This window comes from Flavobacterium sp. MMLR14_040, from assembly GCF_033657265.1.
GTDB lineage: Bacteria > Bacteroidota > Bacteroidia > Flavobacteriales > Flavobacteriaceae > Flavobacterium.
This window is the reverse complement of sequence record NZ_JAWVWO010000024.1, coordinates 19,735-32,360: the sequence shown is the minus strand read 5'-3', so window position 1 is coordinate 32,360 and position 12,626 is coordinate 19,735. Positions and strand designations below refer to the sequence as shown.

Annotated in this window: 10 protein-coding genes; 7 read left to right on the top strand and 3 right to left on the bottom strand. The window is 34.7% G+C overall.

The window, feature by feature from the left end; all coding sequences use genetic code 11:
* Nucleotides 1–48: 48 nt before the first annotated feature.
* Nucleotides 49–1,119: a magnesium/cobalt transporter CorA gene (gene corA / locus SD960_RS21170; protein ID WP_318805856.1), complete on the bottom strand. Its 1,071-nt coding sequence runs from the start codon at nucleotides 1,117–1,119 to the stop codon at nucleotides 49–51.
* A 195-nt stretch (nucleotides 1,120–1,314) separates the two neighbouring features.
* Nucleotides 1,315–3,198, bottom strand: a complete 1,884-nt coding sequence (gene dnaK / locus SD960_RS21165; protein ID WP_042564297.1) for a molecular chaperone DnaK — start codon at nucleotides 3,196–3,198, stop codon at nucleotides 1,315–1,317.
* 369 nt (nucleotides 3,199–3,567) lie between these two features.
* Here dnaK and SD960_RS21160 point away from each other — a divergent pair, with 369 nt between their 5' ends.
* From SD960_RS21160 to SD960_RS21135, 6 genes are all read left to right on the top strand, one after another.
* The gene (locus tag SD960_RS21160; RefSeq protein WP_318805855.1) at nucleotides 3,568–4,839 is read left to right on the top strand and encodes a Na+/H+ antiporter; all 1,272 of its coding nucleotides are present in this window, start codon (nucleotides 3,568–3,570) and stop codon (nucleotides 4,837–4,839) included.
* A gap of 67 nt (nucleotides 4,840–4,906) precedes the next feature.
* Complete coding sequence (locus SD960_RS21155) at nucleotides 4,907–5,617, top strand: hypothetical protein (protein ID WP_318805854.1); 711 nt, start codon at nucleotides 4,907–4,909, stop codon at nucleotides 5,615–5,617.
* Nucleotides 5,618–5,649: 32 nt separating this feature from the next.
* Nucleotides 5,650–6,117 (top strand): hypothetical protein, encoded by a 468-nt coding sequence (locus SD960_RS21150; protein WP_318805853.1) that lies wholly within the window; start codon nucleotides 5,650–5,652, stop codon nucleotides 6,115–6,117.
* A 51-nt stretch (nucleotides 6,118–6,168) separates the two neighbouring features.
* Nucleotides 6,169–7,194 (top strand): saccharopine dehydrogenase family protein, encoded by a 1,026-nt coding sequence (locus tag SD960_RS21145; RefSeq protein ID WP_318805852.1) that lies wholly within the window; start codon nucleotides 6,169–6,171, stop codon nucleotides 7,192–7,194.
* Nucleotides 7,195–7,200: 6 nt separating this feature from the next.
* On the top strand, nucleotides 7,201–7,788 hold the full coding sequence (locus SD960_RS21140; protein WP_318805851.1) for a hypothetical protein: 588 nt from the start codon (nucleotides 7,201–7,203) through the stop codon (nucleotides 7,786–7,788).
* A 73-nt stretch (nucleotides 7,789–7,861) separates the two neighbouring features.
* Nucleotides 7,862–8,299: an acyl-CoA thioesterase gene (locus SD960_RS21135; protein WP_318805850.1), complete on the top strand. Its 438-nt coding sequence runs from the start codon at nucleotides 7,862–7,864 to the stop codon at nucleotides 8,297–8,299.
* A gap of 231 nt (nucleotides 8,300–8,530) precedes the next feature.
* Here SD960_RS21135 and SD960_RS21130 read toward each other — a convergent pair whose 3' ends face one another.
* Nucleotides 8,531–11,524, bottom strand: a complete 2,994-nt coding sequence (locus tag SD960_RS21130; protein ID WP_318805849.1) for a LamG-like jellyroll fold domain-containing protein — start codon at nucleotides 11,522–11,524, stop codon at nucleotides 8,531–8,533.
* Between the two features lie 236 nt (nucleotides 11,525–11,760).
* Here SD960_RS21130 and SD960_RS21125 point away from each other — a divergent pair, with 236 nt between their 5' ends.
* On the top strand, nucleotides 11,761–12,615 hold the full coding sequence (locus SD960_RS21125) for a mechanosensitive ion channel family protein (RefSeq protein WP_318805848.1): 855 nt from the start codon (nucleotides 11,761–11,763) through the stop codon (nucleotides 12,613–12,615).
* The last annotated feature ends 11 nt before the right edge of the window (nucleotides 12,616–12,626 follow it).

Genomic DNA, 12,626 nt, shown 5'->3' with positions numbered 1-12,626 from the left:
TTCTAAACAAAGGTAATCTAAATGAAATTTTTTCAACTGAAACAAACGTTAAAACCAACGTCTTTTTTTGAAATAAATAATAAGGGCAATGACTAATAAAAACATGCCTCCCATGACCATAAAATAACCATTTCTGGCACGTAATTCCGGCATATAATCAAAGTTCATTCCGTATACTCCCACAATAAAAGTGAGTGGAATAAAGATTGCTGAAATAATTGTCAGCGTTTTCATGATCTCATTCATTTTTCGGCTTTGTTCCGAAAAATAAAAGTTTGATGCGCTTTCTAATGAACTCATATCGGACTCAATTTGTTCTAAAAGTTCTAAACTTTTTTGATGAAGCCTGATAAAAAAATTAAAGGTATCTTTCTGAATGAGTTTATTTTCATCATCATCTTTAATTGTTTTCAAATAATACAATGAATCCCGAAGCGGCACAATGGCACGTTTTAGAAAATTGAAATTATCACGATGATTTTCAATCTTTTCCAGAATAATCGGGTCTGCACCTTTTTTGGTCAAATTGATTAAATCTTCAATTTTATCCTCTTCATCTTCAATTGTAATGTAAAAATTTTCCATTACAGCGTCCAGCAGTAAGTACAATAGATAATCGACTTTTTTTGTGCGAACAATTCCCGCATGTGTGCGAAGACGTTCCCTAATATGAGTGAAAAAGTCGCTACGCTTTTCCTGAAATGAAATTAAAACCCCATCTTTTAGAATAAAACTAAGCTGTTCAACGCTTATATTATCTGAATATTCAGATGGCAAAAGCGATTTTATATTAAAAAACAAAATATCCTCCTGCTCTTGTAATTTGGTTCTTTTAGTGGTATTTAAAATATCTGCCAGCAAAAAATCATCAACTTTAAAATGCGCTCCAATCGTTTTTATCAGATTAATATCATTTAATCCATGGATATTCAGCCAGTTATTCTTAGAGTAATCTATACATGTATTTAAAGCCAGAATAGTAAATTTATCGTATTCAATAACGTCTTCATTATCATATACAAAAAGCTGCATCTCAGATTCATGATCTTTATGAGAGCCTGTATACTCTAAAGTAATATGTTGAAGCTTGCGCCCTTTCTTGTATTTTATCTTTCTCATTCAAAAAATCAATTATATAGTAATATTACAAAAAAGAATCCGGATGGGAAATGACATTTGTCATTTTGTGAATTACCTAACAATCTATACTTATTAGACGCACTGCAGTGCGTCTCTACCATACACTACGTTCATTTATGGCCACAAAAAAACCGGACTATCACTAGTCCGGTTTTCATTATTGTTAAAGAAGAATTATTTGACTTCTTCGAATTCAACGTCTTCAACATTGTCACCTTGCGATTGCTCTTGTTGTGGAGCTGCTTGTTGACCTTGATCTCCTTGAGCATACATAGCTTCTGTAGCTGTTTTCCAAGCTGCATTGATGTTGTCAAGAGCCGTTTGAATAGCTGGAATGTCTTGAGATTGGTGAGCCATTCTCAATTCAGTTAAAGCGTACTCTACAGCAACTTTATGATCGTCAGCAAGTTTACTTCCTAACTCTTTCAATTGACTTTCTGTTTGGAAAATCATGCTGTCAGCTTCGTTTAATTTCTCAGCTCTTTCTTTAGCTATTTTATCAGCGTCAGCGTTAGCTTCAGCATCTTTTTTCATTTTTTCGATTTCTTCAGCTGTTAATCCAGAAGAAGCTTCGATACGGATATCGTGAGATTTTCCTGTTCCTTTATCAGTTGCAGAAACTTTGATGATACCATTTGCATCGATATCAAAAGTAACCTCGATTTGAGGAACTCCTCTTGGTGCTGGTGGAATACCATCTAAGTGGAAACGACCGATAGTTTTGTTATCAGCAGCCATAGCTCTTTCTCCTTGTAATACGTGGATTTCAACAGATGGTTGAGAATCAGCAGCAGTAGAGAATACTTGAGATTTTTTAGTTGGAATAGTTGTGTTAGACTCGATTAATTTAGTCAATACACCACCCATAGTTTCGATACCTAAAGAAAGAGGTGTTACGTCAAGTAACAATACATCTTTTACATCTCCAGATAAAACTCCACCTTGAATAGCAGCTCCAATAGCAACAACCTCATCAGGGTTAACTCCTTTAGATGCTTTTTTACCAAAGAATTTCTCCACTTCGTCAGCGATTCTTGGCATACGAGTAGAACCTCCAACAAGGATTACTTCGTCGATATCAGATGTAGATAAACCTGCATCTTTTAATGCTTTAGCAACTGGCTCCATAGAACGTTTTACTAAAGTATCAGATAATTGCTCAAATTTAGCTCTAGACAATTTTTTCACTAAGTGTTTTGGTCCAGAAGCAGTAGCAGTTACGTAAGGTAAGTTGATTTCAGTTTCTGCAGAAGATGATAATTCAATCTTAGCTTTCTCTGCAGCTTCTTTCAAACGTTGCAATGACATTGGATCTAAACGTAAATCAATACCTTCTTCAGATTTGAATTCGTCAGCTAACCAGTCAATAATAACCTGGTCAAAATCATCTCCACCTAAGTGAGTATCACCATTTGTAGACAATACTTCAAATACACCGTCTCCTAATTCAAGAACAGAGATATCAAAAGTACCTCCACCTAAATCGTAAACAGCAATTTTTTGATCAGTTCCTTTTTTATCTAATCCGTAAGCAAGTGCAGCAGCAGTTGGCTCGTTGATGATACGCATAACTTTAAGACCAGCAATTTCTCCAGCTTCTTTAGTAGCTTGACGTTGTGCATCGTTAAAGTAAGCAGGAACAGTAATAACTGCTTCAGTTACAGTTTGACCTAAATAGTCTTCAGCAGTTTTTTTCATTTTTTGAAGTGTCATTGCTGACAATTCTTGCGCAGTGTATAAACGACCGTCAATATCCACACGTGGCGTATTGTTGTCACCTTTTACAACACTGTAAGGAACTCTTTTTGCCTCTTCCTGAGTTTCAGCAAAAGTGTGTCCCATAAAACGTTTAATAGAAGCAATCGTTTTTGTAGGATTCGTTACCGCTTGTCTTTTTGCAGGATCACCTACTTTAATTTCTCCACCTTCAACAAAAGCGATGATAGATGGCGTTGTTCTTTTTCCTTCTGCGTTAGGAATAACAACTGCTTCGTTACCTTCCATTACAGAAACACAAGAGTTCGTCGTACCTAAGTCAATTCCGATTATTTTACCCATTTTTTATATATTTAATTTTGATATACATTTTATAACTCAGGTGGCATAAGTCAATCTTTGTGCCAATATAAAAAACCAAAGTAAATTGTCAGTTTCATGTCGGCGCAATAAAATTCATCTGACAACATGACATTTTTAAAACCTGACAATCATGGCATATCAGTACTTTACGTGTCATTATCAGGAGCTGTTTCCTGCTGTCCGCTGTATCTTTTGTGCCGAACCCCGGCACAAAAGGATGCCGCTCCCATCAGGGCTAGGGCATCCTGTTTCATAAGAAAATCATTTTCTTCTGACAGTTTAATATCTTTCCAATATTTTCAATTAAATCCCGAAATACTTACATTAGCATTTTTCTAAAATATAAAAATGGAAAACTACAGCATTATTATTTTTATACTCGCCATTGTAATTGGTCTCTCTGCATTTGCAGATAAAGTAAAATTACACTACCCAATTCTTTTAGTAATTGCCGGAATCGCAATTGGCTTTATCCCTTCAATGGGCGAAATCGAAATCAATCCAGAAATTATCTTTCTGATATTTCTTCCGCCACTTTTGTATGATGCTTCTTTTAATATTTCTCCAAAACATTTTAAAACAAACCTGGGTACAATAAGCAATTTGGCAATACCATTGGTTTTCCTAACCACATTTTGGATCGCAGTCGTCTCACATTACATGATTCCCGGCATGAGCTGGCCACTATCTTTTGTACTTGGCGCCATACTTTCTGCCACCGATGCCGTTGCAGCAGTAAGCATAACAAAAGGTTTAGGAATACCCGAAAAAACCATTACAATACTCGAAGGAGAAAGTCTTATTAATGATGCCTCAGCCTTAGTTGCATACCGTTTTGCCGTGGCAGCCGCAATGGGTTCTGCATTTATAATCTGGAAAGCCACACTTAACTTTATATTATTATTAGGCGGAGGTTTTTTAGTTGGTTTTGTTATGGCAAAAATTTTATCGGTCATTCTTACCAAAGTCCATAAAAACACCAATGCGACCATTGGTTTTATGCTTTTAATGCCATTTGTAACGTATTTAATTGCAGAACATCTTCACGTTTCGGGAGTAATTGCTGTTGTCGTATTAGGTTTGGCAATATCCCGCTTCAGTAATAAAATTTTTCCTCAAAACTTAAAAAACAGTTCAAAAAGCCTTTGGGACATTATTATTTTCCTCCTAAACGGATTAATCTTTATCCTAATCGGACTAAATTTTAGATATATCCTAAAAGATATTGATAACGATATGATTTTACCATACATTGGTTATGCAGCCGTTATAACAGCTGTAGCATTATTGACCAGAATGATAAGGATATTTCTTCAAAAAATTAATCTTCAAAAAGCTTTTCAAAACAATGATAAAAAAAGACGAAAAGTAAGCGAACACGCCCTACTGGATTCTAAAAATAGTTTCATTATCAGCTGGTCCGGAATGCGCGGAATTGTTTCTCTTGCAATCGCTTTAGGTTTGCCGAAATTCCTTGAAGACGGAACTCCTTTTCCCCAACGAAATGCCATAATATTTATTTCTGTAGCCGTTGTTCTTTTAACGCTTATTGGGCAAGGACTGACACTTCCGTGGATTGTGAAAAAGCTGAATTTAAAAGAAGAAGAGCAAAAAGAATAACAATTTGCAAATAACATATAATACAATTTTAGCTACATTAGCGTTCCATAAACTAAACCAAAACCTAATGAAAAAACTAATTGTATTTGCATTTTCTTTTCTAATCTATTCAAATTCATATTGCCAAAAAACCGAATTAAGAGTGTCGCTGGATTCAGGACTTTCTTCTTTTAGTGGAGAAAGCGCAGAATCTTCTTCGTCTATAAACTTTAATAACAACTCAGGTTCAGGATATACAAACAATCCTTATGGCTCAAAAAATGTACTTTCTTATGGCGTTTCTGTAAATTTAAAAAGAGTAACCAAAGCTAACTTTGTATATGGAATTGGTTTAGGGTACGAAAACATAGGAAGCAAAACTTCTATAAACTCTATATCTCTGTATAATGAAGTAAATAGTTATAACGTTCCTGCTTCCGGAAAAACAATAATGAGCATCAATACTATAAATGCAAATCCTTTTATAGGATATCGTTTTAATGCATCAAAATTACCAATAGATTTAGTAGCTGGTTTTGATTTTGCCAGCATTTTAAACACTAAAGAATGCGGAGACGCTACTGATGAAGACGGAAATAACTATACAACCTCTGTAGACAGAAAAACAATAAGTACCGATTTTCGCCCGAGGATTCAGGTATCGACAGATTATAAAAAATTTGGTGTTTATCTGGGCTATTCTTTCGGATTGCTAAATTATATGGACGGATATGTTGGAGGTACAAATGATGCATATTCTAAAATTTTCAGATTTGGAATAACATATCAGGTTTTCTAAGAAATAATTTTACAAACAAGAAAATAAGTATAATGGATCAGGAATTAGAAAGCCAATTTAACGAATTTGAAAAACCTCCTGTCATCAGAAGAAAACTTTTACCATGGTGGATTAAAACCTTTTGCTGGATTTTTATGCTTTTGGGTATTTGTGCAATAAGTTCGCTCATTGGTAATTTATTTATGTCAAATATTGACTTATCCCTTTATGGTTTTTCAAGCAACAATGCGTATACTGGCACTGGACTTTTCATTATTGCAATTGCAGCATTTAAAGGTTTTGCCGCTTATTCTCTTTGGTTTGAAAAACCAAATGCAATCTCAATTGGCAAAATCGATGCCATTTGTGGAGTTGTAATTTGTATCGCTTCAATGTTTATACTTCCCTTTACAACCGGAGACGGTCATATTCAAATTCGAATTGAAATTTTTCTTCTTATCCCGTATTATCTAAAATTAAATAAGATAGAATATGAATGGGATAATTTAGAAACCATTTGATTTTTATTCTAAATAAATCAGTCTTTTTAAACAAAATAAATCTTTCTAATAATGGAAAACAGCATTGCAATTTATGGCGCTTACGGGCATACCGGGAAATTTATTACAGCTGAACTTCAAAGGCAAGGCTACAAATTAATTCTTTCCGGAAGAGATTATGAAAAGTTATTATATCTACAGCAACAATATCCGGATTCAGCGATAAAAGCAGCAGATATTAGTGATTCAAAATCATTAGACGAAGCCTTTTCGGGAACAAAAATTATTATAAACTGCGCCGGTCCTTTTTTAGACACTGCAGAACCTATCATTCAATCGGCTTTGCGATTAGGAATTCATTATATAGATTTAAGCGCCGAACAAAAAGCCGTTTTAGATGTATTTGAAAAGTTTTCGGAAAAAGCAAAATCAAGCGAAATTTCAGTAATTCCTGCCGTTGCTTTTTACGGCGGATTGGCCGATTTATTAAGCACTGCCATAACTCAGGATTGGGACACAATTGATGAGATAAATGTTTACATTGGCCTGGATTCATGGCATCCTACAAAAGGAACTCGATTAACGGGAGATAGAAATCATTATACAAGATTAACCTTAAAAGACAATCGTTTACAGGAACTCCAGCCGAGTGCTCCAATACAATGGGATTTTAAAAATCCAATCGGAATTAAAGATGTTGTGGCTTTGCCTCTTTCAGAAATTATTACGATCTCGCGTCATTTAAAAGTAAATTCCATTAATACTTTCCTGAGTCAAAACTCATTAGATGATCTTCGAAATGCAGAAACTCCAGAACCAAAACCAACCGATGAAAAGAACAGATCATCTCAGCTTTTTTGTTTAGAAGTTGTCGCAATAAAAGAAAATACAAAAAGAACTATTTTGGCTCAAGGCCAAGATATATATGCCGTTACATCGCCTTTGGTTGTTGAAACTGTGAACAGAATATTATCAGGAAAATTGAAGAAAACCGGTGTAACAACTATTGGTGAAGTATTTGACGCCTCTGATTTTTTACAATCATTAAATGAAGATGACATAACAATTTCTGTCATTGAAGAATCAAAATTAAAATAACTTATAATGCCCAAATTTATATTTCCGTTTGCCCTTCTTTTTTCAGTAATGCTTTCTGCCCAAAACAATTTCACCAAAGAAATTACAAAAGTAAAAGGTGATTTAAATAAAGATGGTTTAATTGATTACGTTCAGGTTTTACAAGATACTGTAAGTGAAACAGCGCCATACAAACTCGAAATTTATTTTGCAGAAACTAATGGTACTTTCAAAAAAATAATTTCTACAATCAAAGCAATAGATCCACAATTTCCAGAAGGGAGAAACGGTTATTACAATGGTAATTCTTTTTATGAAATAACCATTATAAAAGGAGTTTTAAGCATTCATAACGAACTTATCCGGGGGAATTTTGAACACAAATTCAGATATCAAAACGGGAATTTTGAGTTAATCGGTTTCTCCCAGGTATATTCTGACGGTCAGGGAACAATGGGAATCGTTGATTTTAATCTTTCAACCGGAGTCAGAATAAAAACAACAGAACCTTACGGCGAAGATGATTTTCCGAAAACAAAAAAACAAACGAAAATGATGATTCGGCCTTTGCCAAAACTACAGGATTTCACACCTTTTAAAACAGAGTATTTTTAAGATTTAACTTTTCAAAAAAGTTGCCTTTGCTTTTTTATTTGTAATTTCGATTTTCATAAAATTAAAATAAAAAATGGCTTCATTTACCAAACAAATATCTTTTCGCTGGTCAGATCTTGACCCTAATTTTCACGTTCGTCACAGTGCTTATTACGATTTTGGCGCACAGCATCGTATCGAAATCCTGGAAGAATTAGGCTTAACTTTAAAAGTAATGCAAACGCAGGGTTTTGGTCCTGTTTTGTTTAGAGAAGAATGTGTTTTTAGAAAAGAATTAAAACTTTCAGACAAAATATTCATTCATACTAAAACATCAAAAATGAAAGCTGATGCTTCGCGCTGGTCTATCATTCACGAATTTAGAAAAGAAGACGATACACTTTGTGCCGTAATTACCGTAGATGGCGCCTGGATGGATACGAAATTGCGTAAATTAGCTTCTCCAACGCCGGAAATTGCTATCGAAGCTTTAAGTATTTTCCCGAAAAGTGATGATTTTGTTGGGCTTTAAATTAAAATCTGATTTTTATAAATTACAAAACCGTTACAAATCAATGTAACGGTTTTTTTTATTAGAAATCTTTGAATATAATTTATTTAAACACATAGAAACATAGATTTTAAAAACCTAAAAAGGCGTTTTACTTATCTAAACAAACATAGCTGACTATGTGTGAGAAACTCGTTTCTTTTTGTATTCTTTTTTGACAACACAAAACTATGTTTCTATGTGTTTAGAAAGTTATTCTGCTAAAATTTTAAAAGTTCTGTTTAAATCTTCCAAAGAAATATTCAAAACATATATTCCTGCTATTTTTCTATTCGAAATATTTAAAGCAAAAAGCCCGTTTCCATCAGAAGTAATTTTTTCTTTCAGAATAATTTTGCCTGTCATATCGCTCAAAGTTGCCGTTGCATAAGACGATGCATGATCCGGAATATTAATAAAAATTTGATCTTTTACGGGATTTGGATATACAATTCCTGCATTTTTATGCTGGCTAAATTTTTCGGTACTTAAAAATTCCTGATTAAATAATCCCAATACTTCAGTTGCATTTAAAGGATAATTGAATACCTGAAGCTCATCAAATTTCCCTTTATACGGTGCAGGCGCAGTTCCTGATGCGAGTTCCAATTCTCCGATATTGCCAATTATTAAACCCGTTTCTTCAGAAATTCCGGTTACGGCAGATTCATCCAGTTCAGCCGAGAATACGCCATTGGTATAAATTCTCATTTTATGAGCAAGAACATCTCTCATAATAACAACATTTACCCAATCGTCTGTAAAATATTTGGCGGCGGCTGTTGTTACTTCTTTTTTCGTTTTATCATCATCAATGGCAAAACGCAAGAGTCCGCCCTTGATTTCTATATTATATCTTCTTCCGGTTGCTCCTGTTGTTGTGTTTTTGGTAAACGAACCTTTACACAAAACATAAATACTAGTGGTTGAAGAACCTGGCAATAAAACCGGAGCCGCTTTCATCCAAAATGAAATTGTAAACGAACTTTTATCAAACAACAAATGATCCTGATTTGGAATCTTCACCATAATTTTATCATTTGCAGATGTTGCAAAATCAATCGCATTATTTGCTTTTCCGGCTACTCTTACATTGGCATTATCAAAAGCAATATCCAAAGCCCCATGATTGGCATAAGATGTAATATCTGTAATTTGTTCTCCCTGAGAAGCAGTTTCTTTAAACGGCCAATGCCCAACAAGACTTGGTGTAAGCGCACGGAAACTCCATACATCTCCCGTTGTTGTTCCTTTTTCATTGATGGCATCAATTCTCCAATAATAATTTACTGCCGAACTTAAACCCGTAACCTGATAAAGTGGATTTGCAGTATAAGCAACATCGCCTAATTTGGTTAAGTTTAAAGGATCTGTACCAAAATATACAGCATAGTTTACTGTATTAGAACTCCCGCTCCATTTCAAAGTTAAGTTACCGCCCGACAATTCAGCATTAATAAATCCCGAATCCGGGCTTGGAGCTGTTGCCTTAGTTGGTGGTAACGGAATTGGCGGTGTAGTTAAAGATGTAGTTTCATAAACCGATGATTCAGTACTATTTGTTGCTTTAACACGATAATAATATTGTGTATTTGGTGCTAAACCGGTATCGTTATAACTTGTAATATTAGCGCCTAATGTCGCAATTACTATAAAATCAGTGCCATTTACAGAACGTTCTACAATATAATTATTTTCATTAGTGGCGCTATCAGTCCAGTTAATGTTTAAAGAACTCGATGCGGGATTTTCGATAGAAACCAGATCTGTAAAATTTATATTTGATGGCGGAATTACAAAATCGGGAGGCGTTTCATTCGTTAATCCATTAATATAAACCTCAATATTCAGATAAGGCGCGTGCGATGTACTAACAGATAAAGCATCGGCAAGGTTTTTATTCAATCCATTTGCATCTTCCCAGGCATCCGGCATTCCGTCATTGTCTGTATCCAAAGGAGCCGGAGCGCCGTAAACATGACCTGCACCACCGTTTATAAATCCAAATTGAGTAGCCAAATCTGTTTGAACATAAACATAAGTTGCCGTTGTTCCTTTCGACATCAAATCAGAAATCATCAAATTATCAACCTGATCACGTCTTGGATAAGAAGCTCCAACATCTGAAACTATTTTATTATAAGCATCCTGAGCACTTAAAGTAGTGTTCTTCATTGGATAATCATATGGAGTTGATAATATCGTAGAAATATCTCCTGTAGGATATCCGGTTAAATCTGCGGGAACCAAAGTCCCGTTTAAAACTCCATCTTTATTGTTATCAAAGTAATTTCCTGATCCGTACAAGGAGAAATTATCGTTTCCGCGGTTAAAAGGCGTTGAAATAGTTGTACTGGTATTGGGTCCGCCAATAAAATAATTATTAATGATATTTACATCAGAACTTCCTGCAGAATCACCACCCATAATGTATGCATCGCCAGATTCTGTGTGTCCGTAGGTATTACCGTAATTTCCCCAATTGTAAACCACATTGTTTACAAACTCATTAATTCCCTTAATTTTATTATTACGTGTCTTATTGCAGATATATAAATTTCCAATCAAACTTATTTTTCCGCCGGAAGGCTGTATCAATCCGCCCGCCGAATGATTATGGCGATGCAATCCCTGCCCAATAATAGAATTCTGAATTGTAATATTATCAGGACTTACACCTTTACTATCCCAGTTTATAGAAAAAACTTCATCTGTTCCCCAGGTAAAAGTCATGTGATCAAAAATCATATTGGCACCATTTGCAAGTCCCGATGCATCCTGATTTTGGGCAGTTCCGCCATACCGAATTCTAAGGTATCTGGCAATCGTATTATTGGCTCCTGTAAAAGTTACTCTTGGTCCCAAAAACACAATTCCCTCGCCTGTTGCAGTTTGTCCTGCAATCGTCGTATTACTTGCTACAACAACCTGAGTTTGCAAGTTTACAATACCTCCAACCTTAAATATCACAAATCGTCCTTCCTGACTAACGGCATCGCGAAACGAACCCGGGCCGCTGTCGTTTAAATTGGTTACCAAATAAATTTGAGGATTTGCAGCCCCTCTTGCCCCTGTTGTAAATCGTCCAAAACCAGTGGCTTCAGGAAAAGCTAATGTTTGAGCCTGAAGATTAACAAAACTGTTAATAAATCCGTAGATCATAAATAATTTAAGTAAAAACTTAAATGGTAGGTTACTTTTTTTCATAAATTTTGGTTATATGTTAGTATAACTAAATTTACTTATAAGCTCAAAAGAGACCATCCTGTCCTATCCTGCTTTATCACATTAGCTATCAATTAATTATAATTTTAAAATCAGCAAAAAATGTTCTTTCTCAGCAAAAGTCTAGCAATACTTTATAAAACAATTACGCTAATAGCTGGAAAACTTCGTAAATTAGCTTTTCTAACTTTTTAGGATTTTCACAAAACTTAAAGCGCATGATCGATTTTACAAAAGACTTTAAAATAGCTTTTACCATTGCAATAATTGCACTTACAACTATTATTTTAGGTGCTATTACAGAAAAAGCATTGCGTTATTTTTTGTACCGAAAATTATCTGATAAAGAATATGATGCCACAGGATTAAAGTTTTTAAAACATTTAATTATAACCGTAATTTATATTTTAGGATTTGCTTTTGCTTTAATTCAAATTCCTGAATTTAAAATCATTGGGCATTCTTTTCTGGCCGGAGCGGGAATGATTTCATTAGTCGCCGGACTTGCTTCTCAACAAGCTTTGAGCAATATTGTAAGTGGTGTTTTTCTGGTAATTTTCAAGCCTTTCCGAATCAACGATAAAATCACCATCAACAATTTTGTTGGCACGGTTGAAGATATAAACCTGAGACAAGTCGTTTTGAAAGATGCCGAAAACAACCGAATCATTATTCCCAATTCCGTCATTAGCAATCAGATTATTGTAAATACCAATATGCACGATACGAAATGCTGTAAAATCATCGAAATTGGTATCGGTTACGAATCAGATATTGACAAAGCATTGGAAATCATGAAAGATGAAATTGCAAAACATCCTCTTTTTATCGATACCAGAACAGCCGAAAACAAGAAACAAAATACACCTTTGGTTGTAGCGCGCGTTGTGGCTCTTGCAGATTCGAGCGTTACCTTAAAAGCATGGGCCTGGGCAAAAAATTCTACAGATGGTTTTGTCATGTATTGCGATTTATTGCAAAGTATTAAAAAACGTTTTGATGAATCTGATATTGATATACCGTATCCGCAACGGGTTGTAACACTTAAAAACAACGATATAAAAACATCATAAAAGCGAATTAG

What these genes read in the sequence shown, in the direction of transcription:
- SD960_RS21140 (WP_318805851.1), top strand. Translation starts at nt 7,201, where the DNA reads ATGCCCAAATTTATATTTCCGTTTGCCCTTCTTTTTTCAGTAATGCTT.
- SD960_RS21155 (WP_318805854.1), top strand. Translation starts at nt 4,907, where the DNA reads ATGAAAAAACTAATTGTATTTGCATTTTCTTTTCTAATCTATTCAAAT.
- corA (WP_318805856.1), bottom strand. Translation starts at nt 1,119, where the DNA reads ATGAGAAAGATAAAATACAAGAAAGGGCGCAAGCTTCAACATATTACT.
- SD960_RS21125 (WP_318805848.1), top strand. Translation starts at nt 11,761, where the DNA reads ATGATCGATTTTACAAAAGACTTTAAAATAGCTTTTACCATTGCAATA.
- dnaK (WP_042564297.1), bottom strand. Translation starts at nt 3,198, where the DNA reads ATGGGTAAAATAATCGGAATTGACTTAGGTACGACGAACTCTTGTGTT.
- SD960_RS21135 (WP_318805850.1), top strand. Translation starts at nt 7,862, where the DNA reads ATGGCTTCATTTACCAAACAAATATCTTTTCGCTGGTCAGATCTTGAC.
- SD960_RS21145 (WP_318805852.1), top strand. Translation starts at nt 6,169, where the DNA reads ATGGAAAACAGCATTGCAATTTATGGCGCTTACGGGCATACCGGGAAA.
- SD960_RS21130 (WP_318805849.1), bottom strand. Translation starts at nt 11,524, where the DNA reads ATGAAAAAAAGTAACCTACCATTTAAGTTTTTACTTAAATTATTTATG.
- SD960_RS21150 (WP_318805853.1), top strand. Translation starts at nt 5,650, where the DNA reads ATGGATCAGGAATTAGAAAGCCAATTTAACGAATTTGAAAAACCTCCT.
- SD960_RS21160 (WP_318805855.1), top strand. Translation starts at nt 3,568, where the DNA reads ATGGAAAACTACAGCATTATTATTTTTATACTCGCCATTGTAATTGGT.